The sequence below is a fragment of the Cronobacter sp. JZ38 genome (assembly GCF_008932145.1).
Lineage (GTDB): Bacteria > Pseudomonadota > Gammaproteobacteria > Enterobacterales > Enterobacteriaceae > Cronobacter > Cronobacter muytjensii.
Window position 1 is genome coordinate 2,030,770 of the sequence record NZ_CP017662.1, and the last position, 14,413, is coordinate 2,045,182.

14 protein-coding genes are annotated in these 14,413 nt (G+C 57.0%); 7 read left to right on the forward strand and 7 right to left on the reverse strand.

The window, feature by feature from the left end:
* Window positions 1–54 precede the first annotated feature (54 nt).
* The gene (locus BJP61_RS09635; RefSeq protein WP_038862529.1) at window positions 55–1,590 is read right to left on the reverse strand and encodes a SpoVR family protein; all 1,536 of its coding nucleotides are present in this window, start codon (window positions 1,588–1,590) and stop codon (window positions 55–57) included.
* A gap of 323 nt (window positions 1,591–1,913) precedes the next feature.
* On the opposite strand from BJP61_RS09635, the gene BJP61_RS09640 reads away from it, so the two are divergent.
* Both BJP61_RS09640 and dadX read left to right on the forward strand, forming a co-directional pair.
* Window positions 1,914–3,212, forward strand: coding sequence for a D-amino acid dehydrogenase (locus tag BJP61_RS09640; protein ID WP_171998206.1), 1,299 nt, complete (start codon window positions 1,914–1,916; stop codon window positions 3,210–3,212).
* 12 nt (window positions 3,213–3,224) lie between these two features.
* Entirely contained in the window at window positions 3,225–4,295 is a 1,071-nt protein-coding gene (dadX, locus tag BJP61_RS09645; RefSeq protein ID WP_075193575.1) for a catabolic alanine racemase DadX, read from the forward strand.
* Window positions 4,296–4,370: 75 nt separating this feature from the next.
* On the opposite strand, the gene BJP61_RS09650 is transcribed toward dadX, so the two are convergent.
* Both BJP61_RS09650 and BJP61_RS09655 read right to left on the reverse strand, forming a co-directional pair.
* Window positions 4,371–6,101, reverse strand: a complete 1,731-nt coding sequence (locus tag BJP61_RS09650; protein ID WP_171998207.1) for a potassium/proton antiporter — start codon at window positions 6,099–6,101, stop codon at window positions 4,371–4,373.
* 259 nt (window positions 6,102–6,360) lie between these two features.
* Entirely contained in the window at window positions 6,361–7,266 is a 906-nt protein-coding gene (locus BJP61_RS09655) for a LysR family transcriptional regulator (RefSeq protein WP_038862458.1), read from the reverse strand.
* A 179-nt stretch (window positions 7,267–7,445) separates the two neighbouring features.
* Here BJP61_RS09655 and BJP61_RS09660 point away from each other — a divergent pair, with 179 nt between their 5' ends.
* Together BJP61_RS09660 and BJP61_RS09665 are read left to right on the forward strand one after the other, a co-directional pair.
* Window positions 7,446–8,504 carry an aldo/keto reductase gene (locus BJP61_RS09660; protein ID WP_171998208.1) on the forward strand — a complete coding sequence of 353 codons (1,059 nt, stop codon included), beginning with the start codon at window positions 7,446–7,448 and terminating at the stop codon, window positions 8,502–8,504.
* Window positions 8,505–8,572: 68 nt separating this feature from the next.
* Window positions 8,573–8,866, forward strand: a complete 294-nt coding sequence (locus BJP61_RS09665) for a DUF1330 domain-containing protein (RefSeq protein ID WP_075193578.1) — start codon at window positions 8,573–8,575, stop codon at window positions 8,864–8,866.
* Between the two features lie 138 nt (window positions 8,867–9,004).
* Here BJP61_RS09665 and BJP61_RS09670 read toward each other — a convergent pair whose 3' ends face one another.
* Window positions 9,005–9,586, reverse strand: coding sequence for an NAD(P)H-dependent oxidoreductase (locus BJP61_RS09670; protein ID WP_161580185.1), 582 nt, complete (start codon window positions 9,584–9,586; stop codon window positions 9,005–9,007).
* Between the two features lie 71 nt (window positions 9,587–9,657).
* A complete protein-coding gene (locus BJP61_RS09675) occupies window positions 9,658–10,848 on the reverse strand; it encodes a CynX/NimT family MFS transporter (RefSeq protein ID WP_171999295.1) in 1,191 nt (396 codons plus the stop codon).
* Between the two features lie 86 nt (window positions 10,849–10,934).
* Here BJP61_RS09675 and BJP61_RS09680 point away from each other — a divergent pair, with 86 nt between their 5' ends.
* The 3 genes from BJP61_RS09680 to BJP61_RS09690 all read left to right on the forward strand — a co-directional run bounded on the left by BJP61_RS09680 (window position 10,935) and on the right by BJP61_RS09690 (window position 13,005).
* A complete protein-coding gene (locus tag BJP61_RS09680) occupies window positions 10,935–11,729 on the forward strand; it encodes a helix-turn-helix transcriptional regulator (RefSeq protein ID WP_161581580.1) in 795 nt (264 codons plus the stop codon).
* A 251-nt stretch (window positions 11,730–11,980) separates the two neighbouring features.
* On the forward strand, window positions 11,981–12,376 hold the full coding sequence (locus BJP61_RS09685) for a DoxX family protein (RefSeq protein WP_075193582.1): 396 nt from the start codon (window positions 11,981–11,983) through the stop codon (window positions 12,374–12,376).
* Window positions 12,373–13,005: a TetR/AcrR family transcriptional regulator gene (locus BJP61_RS09690; protein WP_161580188.1), complete on the forward strand. Its 633-nt coding sequence runs from the start codon at window positions 12,373–12,375 to the stop codon at window positions 13,003–13,005. The genes BJP61_RS09685 and BJP61_RS09690 overlap by 4 nt, the downstream gene beginning before the upstream one ends.
* Before the next feature lie 172 nt (window positions 13,006–13,177).
* Here BJP61_RS09690 and BJP61_RS21685 read toward each other — a convergent pair whose 3' ends face one another.
* Complete coding sequence (locus BJP61_RS21685; RefSeq protein ID WP_255485523.1) at window positions 13,178–13,300, reverse strand: hypothetical protein; 123 nt, start codon at window positions 13,298–13,300, stop codon at window positions 13,178–13,180.
* Window positions 13,301–13,419: 119 nt separating this feature from the next.
* Window positions 13,420–14,355 (reverse strand): muramoyltetrapeptide carboxypeptidase, encoded by a 936-nt coding sequence (ldcA, locus tag BJP61_RS09695; protein ID WP_171998209.1) that lies wholly within the window; start codon window positions 14,353–14,355, stop codon window positions 13,420–13,422.
* Between the last annotated feature and the right edge of the window lie 58 nt (window positions 14,356–14,413).

The window sequence follows — 14,413 nt, forward strand, 5'->3', positions numbered from 1 at the left end:
AGGCAGAAAAAAGGCTTCCTTCGGGAAGCCTTTTTTGTCTGAGTTGCAAGCCGCTTACAGGGTATTGATGCGCGGCGGGCAGCGCTCCAGCAGCTCGACGCTGCCGTCCTCGTTCTGCTGCTCCAGCAATACGTCAAAGCCCCACAGGCGATGCACATGCTTGAGCACCTCGCGGCGGCCTTTGTCGAGCGGCGCCCGGTTTTGCGGGATATAGCGTAGCGTCAGGGCGCGGTCGCCGCGCAGGTTGACGTTCCACACCTGAATATTCGGCTCCAGGTTACTCAGGTTGTACTGGGCCGACAGCTCGTTGCGAATCGCCCGATAGCCCTCTTCGTTGTGGATCGCCGCAATTTCCAGATAATTATTACGATCGTCGTCCAGCACCGTGAACAGGCGGAAATCGCGCATCACTTTCGGGGACAAGAACTGGCTGATAAAACTCTCGTCTTTGAAATCGCGCATCGCAAAATGCAGCGTTTCCAGCCAGTCGGAGCCGGCAATATCCGGGAACCAGTAGCGGTCTTCCTCCGTCGGGTTCTGGCAGATGCGTTTGATATCCTGGAACATGGCGAAGCCCAGCGCGTAAGGGTTAATGCCGCTATACCACTGGCTGTTATAGGGCGGCTGGAACACTACATTAGTGTGGCTGTGCAGAAACTCCAGCATAAAGCGCTCGGTCACTTTCCCTTCATCATAGAGATGATTAAGAATGGTGTAGTGCCAGAATGTCGCCCAGCCTTCGTTCATGACCTGGGTCTGTTTCTGCGGGTAGAAATACTGGCTCACCTTACGCACGATACGCAGGATTTCGCGCTGCCACGACTCCAGCAGCGGCGCATTCTTCTCCATAAAATAGAGCAGGTTTTCCTGCGGCTCGGCCGGAAAACGGTGATGCGCCTCGACGGTTTTCTCCTCCTCGCGCCGTGGCAGGGTGCGCCAGAGCATATTCACCTGGCTTTGCAGATACTCTTCGCGGCTTTTCTGGCGCGCTTTCTCTTCCTGTAACGAAATCTTCTGTGGGCGTTTATAGCGGTCGACACCGTAATTCATCAGCGCATGGCAGGAGTCCAGCAGCTTTTCGACCTCATCAACGCCATAACGCTCCTCGCACTCGGTAATGTAGTTACGGGCGAAAATCAGGTAGTCGACAATCGAGCTGGCGTCGGTCCAGCTGCGAAACAGATAGTTATTCTTGAAAAACGAGTTATGACCGTAACAGGCATGGGCCATCACCAGCGCCTGCATGGTGATAGTGTTCTCTTCCATCAGATACGCGATGCACGGGTTGGAGTTAATCACAATCTCGTAGGCGAGCCCCTGCTGACCGTGCTTATAGAGCCGCTCAGTTTCGATGAATTTTTTGCCGAACGACCAGTGCGGGTAGTTAATCGGCATCCCGACGCTGGAGTAGGCGTCCATCATCTGCTCGGAGGTGATTATCTCAATCTGGTGCGGGTAAGTGTCCAGCCGGTAGAGTTTCGCCACGCGGTCGATTTCGGCGAGATACACGTCCAGCAATTCAAACGTCCAGTCCGGCCCGTCGCTCAGACGTTGGGTATCCTTTTTCAGGGAATCAGTTACGGTAGCCATCAGCGCGCCCTCATTGTTAGCGGCTCTCATCCGGGGAGAGCCTTATTTTCAAGCATAGATCACCCCCGCCTTATCAGCGCCACGGCAAAAATTTTTTCTGCGCGATTTCCTGAGCCCGCCTGTCGGTAAATCGCGGGCGTCGCAGAATTTTATTTTGCCGGGCAGGGAAGGGAAGCAGGAGATCCTGAAAGCGCCATTCCTGCTGTGGCGGGGAAAGATGTGAGTCGGCTCACCATAAAAAAGCCATATGTTGAATAATATTTTCTTCTGGGTTATCAATTTGTAATCAGTTAATTATTCTTTAGCCTGAGAAGGAAGAGGACATGCATGTAGTCGTGCTGGGGAGTGGGGTAGTCGGCGTGGCCAGCGCCTGGTATTTACGCCAGGTGGGGCATGATGTGACGGTTATCGATCGCGAGCCGGGCCCGGCGCTGGAAACCAGCGCCGCCAACGCGGGACAGATCTCGCCCGGTTATGCAGCACCCTGGGCTGCGCCCGGCGTGCCGTTGAAGGCCATCAAGTGGATGTTCCAGCGCCACGCGCCGCTGGCGATAAGCCTGGACGGCACGCACTTCCAGCTTAAGTGGATGTGGCAGATGCTGCGCAACTGCGACACACGCCACTATATGCAGAATAAAGGCCGCATGGTGCGCCTTGCGGAATACAGCCGCGACTGTTTAAAAGCGCTGCGTGAATCCACCGGCATTCAGTATGAAGGCCGCCAGGGCGGCACGCTGCAACTCTTTCGCACCGAACAGCAGTATGAAAACGCCTCGCGCGATATTGCGGTGCTGGAAAGTGAAGGCGTCCCGTTCCGGCTGCTGAAAGCGGCCGAGCTGGCGCAGGTGGAACCGGCGCTGGGCGACGTCGCGCATAAGCTTACTGGCGGCTTGCAACTGCCGAACGACGAAACCGGCGACTGCCAGCTTTTCACCACGCGCCTCGCGCAGATGGCGCAAGAGGCGGGCGTCGTATTTCGCTACAACACGCCGGTAGACCGCCTGCTTTCGGAAGGCCAGCGCATCTATGGCGTGAAGTGCGGCGAGGAAATCATCAAGGCGGACGGCTACGTGATGGCGTTCGGCTCATACTCCACCGCGATGCTCAAAGGCATTGTCGATATTCCGGTCTACCCGCTGAAAGGCTACTCGCTCACCATCCCGATCGCCGATGAAACCGGCGCGCCGGTCTCCACGGTACTGGATGAAACCTACAAAATCGCCATTACGCGCTTTGATAACCGCATCCGCGTCGGCGGTATGGCGGAGATCGTCGGCTTTAACACCGAGCTGCTGAAACCGCGTCAGGAGACGCTGGAAATGGTGGTGCGTGACCTCTACCCGCGCGGCGGACACATAGAACAGGCGAAATTCTGGACTGGCCTGCGCCCGATGACGCCGGACGGCACGCCGGTCGTGGGGCGCACCGGGTTTAAAAACCTGTGGCTTAACACCGGCCACGGCACGCTCGGCTGGACGATGGCCTGCGGTTCCGGCCAACTGTTGAGCGATATTATCTCTGGTCGCACGCCCGCCATTCCGTTTGAAGATCTTTCGGTGGCCCGCTACGCGCCCGGCTTTACGCCTTCATCCTCGCACCGTCTGCATGGCGCGCATCCCTGAGAAGGAACCCGCATGTCTCGTCCGATACAGGCGAGCCTGGATTTGCAGGCTCTGCGTCACAATCTGGAAGTGGTCCGCCGCGCCGCGCCGCGTTCGCGCGTCTGGTCCGTGGTCAAGGCGAACGCTTACGGGCACGGGCTTGACCGCGTCTGGTCGGCGCTTGGCGCGACCGACGGCTTCGCGATGCTCAATCTCGAAGAGGCTATTCTGCTGCGCGAGCGCGGCTGGAAAGGCCCCATCCTGATGCTGGAAGGCTTTTTTCATGCCGATGAACTGGCGCTGCTGGATAAATATCGCCTCACCACCAGCGTGCACAGCAACTGGCAGCTGAAGGCGCTTGCCGGGGCGAAGCTCAACGCGCCGCTCGATGTCTATCTCAAAATCAACAGCGGCATGAACCGCCTCGGCTTCGCGCCGGAGCGGGTACACAGCATCTTCCAGCAGTTAAAGGCGATTGCGAATGTGGGACAGGTAACCCTGATGGCGCACTTCGCCGACGCCGATCGCCCGGACGGCATCGACGAGGCGATGGTGCGCATCAACCAGGCGGCGGAAGGTATTGACGCGCCGCGTTCGCTCTCAAATTCCGCCGCGGCGCTCTGGCACCCGCAGGCGCATTTCGACTGGGTGCGCCCCGGCATCGTGCTTTACGGCGCCTCGCCGAGCGGCCAGTGGCGCGATATCGCCACCAGCGGGCTGCAACCGGTGATGACGCTCAAAAGTGAGATTATCGGCGTCCAGACGCTGAGGCCGGGCGAGACGGTCGGCTATGGCAGCCGCTATCGCGCCGGGCGTGAGCAGCGCATCGGGATTGTCGCGGGCGGTTACGCCGACGGCTACCCGCGCCACGCGCCGGACGGCACGCCGGTGCTGGTGGATGGCGTGCGTACCGGCATCGTCGGGACGGTATCGATGGATATGCTGGCGGTGGATCTCACGCCCTGTCCGCAGGCGGGCATCGGCAGCCCGGTGGAGCTGTGGGGCAACGAGATTAAGATAGACGACGTGGCCGCAGCGAGCGGTACAGTCGGGTATGAGCTGATGTGCGCGCTGGCGCCGCGCGTGCCGGTCAGTACACGCTAAACCTGTCGCCTTTGGCCATAAAAAAGGGAAACCCGTGGGTTTCCCTTTTTGTCGCGACGTAACAGCGCAACGCGTTTATTCGTCGTCGTCTTCCGCCACTTTCAGACCGATGCGGCGGATCTGGTTGTTCTCTTTCTCCGCCACTGTCCACGTCATTCCGGCGAAATCCACCTGGTCGCCCACCACCGGGGCGGCGCCAATCAGCGCCAGCACCACTTCGCCGATGGTGCGCTCTTTATCGACGGCCGACTGATCGTCAAGCCCGTAGATAAACGCCACGTCGGCGAATTTGGCGTCCGCTTCGAGGATAAAATCGCCGAAGAAGCGCTGATCGAGCGCGACCGGCGGCGACTGACTAAAGAGCTTGCCCAGCGCCGGCAGGTCGCGTTCGCGGCCAATCACGCACAGGACATCGCCTTCGCGCAGACGCGTGCTGCCGGTCGGGTGCATCAGCTGGTTGTCACGGAACAGCGCCGCGATGCGCGTCTCTTTCGGCATATGCAGGTCGCGCAGCGCCGCGCCCACGCACCATTTATCGGCGCTCAACTGATAAACAAACTGCTCCCACGGGTTTTCCGGGTGAATATCAAGCCCCACGCGCGACTGCGGGCGTCCGACTTCCGGCACCACCACTTTGGCCTTTTTCGCGGCCCAGCCAAGCGTCGTGCCCTGAAAGAGCAGCGACACCAGCACCACGAAAAACGCCACGTCGAAGAACAGGTTGGCGCGCTCAAGGCCCGCCATCATCGGGAATACCGCGAGAATAATCGGCACTGCGCCGCGAAGCCCCACCCAGCTGATAAACACGCGCTCGCGCAGCGTAAACCCGCGAAACGGCAGGAGCCCTGTAAAGATGGAGAGCGGACGGGCGATAAAAATCATCCACAGCGACAGCAGCAGCGCGGGCACGGCGATAGGCAGCAGGTGCGAGGGCGTCACCAGCAGGCCCAGCACGAGGAACATGCCGATTTGCGCAAGCCAGGCGAGGCCGTCGAAGGTTTGCTGAATGCCGTAGCGGCTGCGAATCGGCTTATTACCCAGCACAAAGCCGCACAGGTAGACCGCCAGAATGCCGCTGCCGTCCAGCGCGGTGGTGACAGAAAAGACCATGATCCCGCCGCTCAGCGCCAGCAGCGGATAGAGCCCGGAAGGCAGCGGAATGCGGTTAATCATCTTCAGCAGCAGCCAGCCGCCGCCGAGACCGATGACAATGCCAAGCCCGAATTGCTGGACAATGTGCACCAGGAACAGCCAGCTCAGGGCGGTCTGATGCTCCTGAATCATCGCGATAAGCGTGATGGTCAGAAACACCGCCATCGGGTCGTTGCTGCCGGATTCAATCTCAAGCGTGGAACTGACGCGTTCGTTAAGCCCCTTGCCGCCAAGCAGTGAAAAGACGGCCGCGGCGTCGGTGGAGCCGACAATCGCGCCAATCAGAAGCCCTTCGATAAGGTCGAGGTGAAACAGCCACGCGGCGGCCATGCCGGTCAGCCCCGAGGTGATAAGCACCCCGACGGTCGCCAGCGACAGCGCAGGGCCGAGCGCGACCTTAAACGAACTCGCCTGGGTACGCATCCCGCCATCAAGCAGGATCACGGCCAGCGCCAGGTTACTGATGAGATACGCTAACGGGTAGTTGTCGAACGGAATGCCGCCTACGCCATCGACGCCCGCAAGCATGCCGATAGCCAGGAAAATCACCAGAATGGGGATACCAAGACGCGACGAAAATGAACTTAACAGGATACTGCAGGTGACCAGTACCGAACCCAGAATAAACAGACTAATTATCGTCCCGGCGTCCAACGTGCGCGCTCTCCTCTGCTGATGTGTTTTTTAAAAACTTAACATATTAATTATGAACCAATCGGTTTAATTAGCATGGTGAATATACTTTTCCTGCGGTTTCAGGCGAATCTGCACGTCAGGGGAGCCGATGAGCAGGCTTGCCCGCCGTCCTGTTACGTATTTTTCGCACCAAACGCGCGGTTTCATCGACGGCTCGGGATTGAGCATATTCTTAAGGCATCCGGGTAAATCTGATCCGCTCTGCGGCTTACCGGCGTCAGTCAAAATACGGGCGTAACACCTCTTCAATCCAGGCCATAAAGGCTCTGACGCGCCGCGACAAATTGCGTCGGTGCGCGATGACGAAAGACGCGTCCAGCGGGGCGGGGCGTAGATCCGGGAGGATTTCAATAAGCGCACCGCGCGCAACCCAGGGCGCGAGGGTGGAATAACCGCCCTGAATCAGCCCTAAACCCGCCAGCCCCGCCTTATGATACGCCTGCACGCTATTGACCCTGATGGCTCCCGGTAACATCAGCGACTGGTAACCCTCTTTTGTCGGATACTCCCATCCATCAGGCCTGGCGCTAAAACTGCGCATGTAATGCACCATCCTGTGCCCTTGCCGGATTAGGTCATCAAGGGTCTGCGGCACGCCATAGCGCGCCAGGTAATCCGGACTGGCGGCATTGATCATCCGTAATTTGCCAAGCGGCCGGGCCACCAGCGTTTCATCAACGATGGGCCCCAGGCGGATCACGCCGTCGAACCCTTCCTGAATAAGATCAACCCGACGGTCGGTACTGGAAATCTCCAGTTCAAGTTCAGGATGGGCTTCAAGCAGTGAGGGCAGGGCGGGAATGACCACGTTCTCTGCCAGCACCGCCGGCATATCGACCCGTAAACGCCCCCGTAGCGGCGTCGTGCTGAGAGCGAACATGGAGGTAAGTTCTTCGACTTCTGAGAGCAAATCGCGTGCGCGGGTATAAAACGCGCGGCCTTCTTCGGTGAGTTGAACGGTTCGCGTCGTGCGGTTCAAAAGCGTGGCGCCGAGCGCCTGTTCAAGCTCGCGGACGACCACAGAGGCGCGCCCTTTCTGGATCCCTAAGCTTTCAGCCGCCTGCGTAAAACTCTTCATCTCCGCCACGCGCGCAAAGATCATCAGCGGTTCAAGGTTTCTCATTGTTCATCTCACGAGTAACAGTACGTTCTTTTTACGATTATTTATACCCATATTAATACTTAATAGACTGCTTTCACACCGCGTACCCCGCATAACGTCGGCCAGAGACAGGCTGGCGAGCATCACGCTTAAACGATGAGCGTGCAACACCGGGCAGCCGATGCTCAAAGGAGAATACCGTGAAATATAAACAACTGGGACGGACAGGCATGTTCGTGTCGGAACTGTGCCTCGGCACGATGACGCTTGGTGGTAACGCCGACGCGGGTATGTGGGCTTCTGTCGGCGCGGTCGCGCAGGACGAGGCCAACCAGCTTATCGCGCAGGCGCTGGCAGGCGGAATTAACATTATCGACACCGCCGATATTTACTCCTTCGGTCAGTCAGAAAGGATAACGGGGGTAGCGCTTAAAGAACTTGGCGTGGCGCGCAGCGACATCATTCTGGCGACCAAAACGGGGGGCGTGATGGGTAAAGGGCCTAACGATCGGGGCGCATCGCGCGGGCACATTATGGATTCCGTACAGCGGAGCCTGGAGCGGTTGCAGGTCGACCATATCGATTTATACCAGATCCACGCCAGTGACAGCGTTACGCCGGTCGAGGAAACGCTGCGTGCGCTTGACGATCTGACCCGCCAGGGGCTGGTGCGTTATGTGGGCGTCTCCAACTGGGCCGCTGGCAGGCTCGGTAAGGCGCTGGGCCTGAGTGAGGCGCTGCACGCGACGCGATTTGAGACATTGCAGGCCTATTATTCCATTGCCAGCCGCGACATTGAGCGCGAACTGGTGCCGCTGGTTAACGAAGAAAAACTGGGGCTGATGGTCTGGTCGCCGCTCGCCGGAGGCTTACTGTCCGGGAAATTCGGCCCCGGTGCGTCTGCGGATCGCAATGCGCGCCGCAGCACATTCGATTTCCCGCCTGTCGACCGTGACCTCGCCTGGCGATGCGTGGCCGAAATGCGGGCTATCGCAGACGCGCGTTCGGTATCGGTCAGCCAGATTGCCATCGCCTGGCTTCTTGCCCGTCCGGCGGTCACCAGTGTGATTATCGGAGTAAAACGCTCTGAACAGCTCACCGATAATCTCGCGGCGGCCGCCATTACGCTCACTACCGATGAACTGGCGCGTCTGGATGCGGTAAGCGCGATGCCGCCGCATTACCCGGCATGGATGATTGAGCGTCAGGATGCCGCGCGCTATCCGGCACCTGCCGGCGCTCAGGCAGCGAACAGCTAAACCCCTTTTGCGTGCGCTCCGGCTCCCGCCTTCGCGCGTCAACCCCACTGTTAATGAAGGAAAACACCATGAATAAAGGTTATCTGGTGGCTCACGTCACCATCACCGATCCGGCTGCCTACGCGAAATATGCCGAGGCCGCCGCCAGCGCCATGCAGGAATTCAGCCCTCATATTGTTGCCTGGTCAGGGCAGTATGAGAACCTTGAAGGCGAATCTCATGAAAAGCATGTGATTTTTGAGTTCGCGTCCTTTGATGAGGCAAAACGTTTTTATGAGAGCCCGGCGTATCAGGCGGCCAGAGCGTTACGCTCCGGCGCGGCGACCGGCACGTTTGTTCTGGTTGAAGGAACGCGTATCTGATCGGTTAAAAAGGGTTTGTCCGCTTCGTCCAGAAGCGGACATTACTTATTGCCCTGCTAACGTTGGGTAAGGTAAAAACCTGCTGAGGAATCCGGACGGTGAAAACCTGAGTCTGAAAATCAAAGGCATTGTCATGGATCAGGAATATGTCGCTATCAAGTGATCCCTGAAACGTCGGATTTCATTTTCCACATCCGGCGATTTGACTACATCATTGGTGATGAAGGTAGGCAGCGCTGTCATGCCCAGGAACTGATTGGCCTTATGAAAATGCAGGTATAACCCGTCCACACCAAAGCCCTCAAAGAACTGCTCAGGATCGTTAAAAGCTTCCAGAGGGGCATTCCATGTCAGGGACAACATGTATTTTTTATTGTGAAGAAGACCACCCGAACCGTATTTTTTTGATCCATCAGAGCGCGTACGACCATCGCTTTCATACAGAGAGCCATGCCCCTGGGTGAATACTTCATCGACCCATTTCTTCACCGTCCAGGGTTCGCCCATCCACCATCCCGGCATCTGATAAATCAAAACATCGCTGTTATGAATTTTGCTGATCTCGTTCTGCGGATCAAAATCGCTGTCAGCCTTAGTCACGGACACATGGTGCCCTAGCTGGCTCAACACCTCACGCGCAGTGTTGACATAGAGTTCGTTTAACTCGCCTTTGGCGAAATTAAAACTTTTGGCGCCATTAATAATCAGAATATTGCTCATAAAACACTGCCTTTTCAAACAATTAAAATTTGTCTTAACAAGTTTTTCACCGGTTTAGCGAGCGATAAGAATCAGCCTGTCGAGGCGGCGGGTTCCAGATAGACGTTTCGTCCCGCTGCCAGACCGGTACAGGCGCTGGCCACAGTAATGGCTGCGGTCATCAGCAGCGGTACCGTCCAGCCGCCGGACCAGTCGTGGACTTTACCCAGCAGCAAGGGACCCATTGCAGCCATCAGATAGCCTACGCACTGGGCCATGCCTGATAGTGCTGCAGCATCGCCAGCATTTTTCGTGCGTAAACCGATGAACGTCAGCCCCAACATCATGCTGGCGCCGCAACCGAATCCCAGAATCGCAGCCCACAGCATTGACAGGCCTGGTGTATACAACATTCCGATAAGGGATATTCCGGACAGCAAACTGACAACAACGGCTGCCATTTTCTGGTCCTTCAGACGACGCAGCGTGGCCGCCAGTATTAGCCCAGGAATAGCGGTGGTGAATTGCAGCATCCCGTGGATGGCACCCGCTTTTTCAGGCGAAATACCATTATCGGTAAGGATCGCTGGCAGCCAGCCCACCGCTACATAGAAGGGCATTGCGTTTAATCCCATGAACAGAGTGACCTGCCACGCCAGAGGAGATGTCCATACGGAGACGCTCCTGGTCTGATGCGGACCTGAGAGTTTGTGCTTATGGTGATTGCTCAGTTGCGGGAACCATAAAACCAGAGCAACTACAGGCGCTATCACTAACAGAGAAAGGGCAACGTTCCACCCCCATTGCTGTGCCAGAGGAATGATGATGGCTGAACCCACGGCACCCGCCGCCCCCATGGTGATAGAGTACGCGCCGGTCATTGATGCGACGTTTCCAGCAAAGTTACGCTTGATAAGCCCTGGCAGCAGGACATTCCCCAGCGCGATACCGATCCCTATAAGCATCGTTCCGACGTAAAGCGCCCAGACGCTACCTGCTGAACGCAGCAGAATACCCGCTGAAATAACCATCAGCGCGCCGAAAAGGGTGCGCTCAAGTCCACATTTCCTGGCAATGGTCGCGCTGGCTGGCGAAAACAGCGCAAAAGCAAATAACGGCAATGCGTTAAGCCATCCAACAGACGTGATACTCAGCTGAAAGTGCTCCTGGATGAGCTGCAAAACGGGCGCTGTCGCCGTAAAGGGAACACGCAGGTTAATGGCGATAAAAAGAATTCCGGACACAAGGGCGACAGAGGGCCACTTGTTTGTTGTGTCTGACATATCTCTTACGTTCTCTAAAAAAAGAGAGACTTTAAGAAACATGTCGGTTACAAGATATAGCTAATCAGACAACATATTGCTAAATTATGCCAGCTCATAAAAAAGTGGTTTCCTCGCCTGACGAATTTGACGCCGATACCTTTTCTCAGTCTGCGATTGCTCTGCACGCGGCACCGGCGCAAGAATATTCCGGTATCACTCCGCACGCTCACCGGAAAGGTCAGCTTATCCTGTCCTTACACGGCGCCGTGAGCTGTGAAGTTAAGGATGCCCTGTGGCTTGTCCCACCACGTCATGCTGTCTGGATCCCGGGTAATACGCCTCACCGTTGCCGCGTAACGCAAAACGCCCGTACCTGTTTTCTGTTTATTGAGCCCGGCGCCGCAGTGATGCCTGAAACATGCTGTACAGTCGCCATTACGCCTCTTGTCCGCGAACTCATTCTTTATCTGGCTGAGCAGGACCCCTCGTATTCGCCTGACGGTAAAACGTCCAGACTGGCTACCGTACTCCTGGAACAAATTCCCGGCGCACCCGTTGAAGCACTCCACCTACCTGTATCCGACCATCCTAAAATCAGCCATATGACCGAGGCGCTTTTTGCCGATCCGGGAGACAGAACGACGTTGCAGCAGTGGGCTGTGCGTCTTGCAACCAGTGAACGCTCGCTGGCGAGAGTGGTGCAAAGCGCGACGGGAATGAGCTTCGGACGCTGGCGCCAGCAGCTTCATTTGATGATTGCCCTGAATCATCTTGCTGAGGGGAAGTCAGTACAGAACGTGGCCGGCACGCTGGGATATGACTCGGTGAGCGCCTTCATCACCATGTTCAGGAAAGCGCTGGGTAAATCGCCGACGCACTATTTTGCTTCGTTGAACTGAGGCAGTTCAGGTAAACATAGCCTTGAAGACGTTGAAGGGACAGAAACCCCCTTAAGTTAATGATGACAGTGATTACAGACGTTCACGCTTCGCTCAAAGCCGACCTTACGCCCGGGCCCGTGCGCTTTGTGCCAGAAGCGGCATTACGCTCGTTGTCAAAAACTCATAACCAATCGCATTTTACAGACTTGCCAGTCTGATAAATATAAGTAGACTTGCCAGTCTGCTTAATCATTTATGTGGTCATTCTCATGTTCAACCAAAAATCTTCTTCGGTGACACTGTATTTCTCACGCATTTTGCTGACCTTTTTTTTCTGGATGGCGGGCATCTTCGGCCTGTTCAACTTCGACATTATTGTTCAGGAAATGGTGGCTGTGGGCCTGCCACTGCCTACCCTGTTCGCTGTCGGAACCATCCTGTGCCAGCTTGGGGGCTCCGCTCTGGTGATTTCTGACCGAGCCGGGTATGGCTGGGTTGGATCGATAATGCTGATTGTGTTTACATTGCTCACTATTCCGGTGGGCCATCCCTTCTGGACATTCAGTGAACCTGCACGCACGCAGGAATTCCATATCGCTCTTGAGCACATTAGCGTAGTCGGGGGGCTGATGATGAGCATGCTGCTTTCGGGTCGTAAAAGATGAACGAAAATAAAAGACAGAAAGGCCGGCCTAAAGATCCCCTGAAACAACAGGCCATACTGCAGGCGGCTCGAAAATTGTTTCTGGAAAAGGGACTTAGCGTTACAACTGAAGAAATAGCGCGTATTGCAGGAGTGGCGAAAGCCACGCTTTACGCGAATTTCGCTGATAAGGAAACGCTGATTGAAGCTGTGCTGCGTAACGAATCCGATCTGACCATCAGTGACAGTGAGTTTTCGCAACGCCACGATTTGCCCCTGCAGGAAGTTTTAACCGCTTTTGGTAGAAGGTTTGTACGTTTCATAAACCAGAAAGAACTGACCGGCTGGGACAGGCTTATTGCGTCTGCTGCTATCCGTCACCCGGATCTGCCCGGGCGCTTCTATGCAGCCGGGCCGGGCCGGGCGCAGCAGATGCTGGAAACGATTGTTAATGAAGCTACAGAAGCAGGGCTTCTCAGGGCGTGTAATGCCCATGAAGCAGCTGACCATCTGGCCGGTTTATGGCTGGGTATGACGAGCCTTGAGATAAAACTCGGCGCGCGAAAAGCGTTGACTGAGAGTGAAATCCAACGCCGGGTTTCGCATGCTCTTGATGTATTTATGAGAGCTTACTCTCCTGAGCAGCGATGAAGCATTGGCGTAACATCAAGGTCCATCCCTCGCTCAAAGCGGAACTTCGGATAAGCTAACGCATCCCCTTTGCGCCAGAAGCGGGGGCGTTTAAACCCGGCGTTTTCATTCGGTTGCCTTTAATAGTCGACAAATTTAGCGGCAAGAGCCTGTCGGCGGTTTGTGCAGGCCATCACCCACCGGAGAGGATATCGCCAGGATTGACAGTCAGATCGACGTGTTGCTTTGCACTATCCTCAAGAACCGCCTCAGGCGCGAAAATATTGCCCTGTGTTGATATAACCGCCAGCTTCACGATGCGCTCCTGTCTGAAAGCACTCGTTACCCCTGAAAACCCCTGACGGCGGATGCCCGGCTTTCAGACACAGCGCACGCCCTGTTTTCCGTTGGCCCGCGCCGTCTGATGTTCCCGCTTTACAGCCCTGCGCAGGGGGGGATGGAAGACAACACCGGATGGCCGCTCAGGCGCAACTGCGCGCGTTCGCCGTCGTGGCGTAATTCGCCGTGCGCGCCGAGCGGCAGCGTGACGGTCTCCTGCTCGTGGCCGAACGCGAGCCCGGTCAGCACCGGTATATTGAGCCGTTCGCGCAGAAGGGCGGCGACGCTTTCCAGCGAGTAACCGTCGTCATAATCATTGCTCGCGGCGGCGGTAAAGCTGCCCAGAACCAGGGCCTTCTGGCGTGTCAGGATCCCGGCGGCGTGCAGTTGCAGCAGCATGCGCTCCACGCGGAACGGGTGTTCGTTGATGTCTTCCACCACCAGAATGCCGCCGTCAATCTGCGGCATCCACGGCGTGCCGGTGATGGATGCCAGCATCGCCAGGTTACCGCCCCAGACGGTGCCTGCGACAGCGCAGGGCGCGCCGTCGCTGCGCCACGCGAGCGTAAATTCCGGTTCGGTCAGCGCCTGCCAGAAGTGACGCCAGGTAAAATCGTTCATCTCCGGCGCGCCGAAATTGCCCGCCAGCATCGGGCCGCTGAAGGTTATCGTGTTGCCGCGCGCCAGCAGGCGCATCTGCAGCGCCGTGAAATCGCTGTGGCCGCAAATCAGCAGCGGGTTTTCTTTCTGGCGGGCAATCAGCGGCGCCGGATCGAAGGTGTCCAGCAGGCGCGTCATGCCGTAGCCGCCGCGCACCGGCATCACGATAACGTCATTTTCAGACAATGCGCTCAAGGCCTGTAAATCGCCCAGCCGCTCATCGTCGCGCCCGGCGAAACGCTGCATGCGGCGCGTGATAACCTGCTGATTATCCACCGTTAAACCGGCTTCTTCGAGACGGCGGACGCCGCGCCAGGCGGCATCCTGATTAAGGCAATAACCGGACGGGGCGATGAGATGAATACGGGCCATAACAAATCCTTGCTGACATACCAGGCGAAACCGCTATCATGCCGCTAACCTTAGCGGT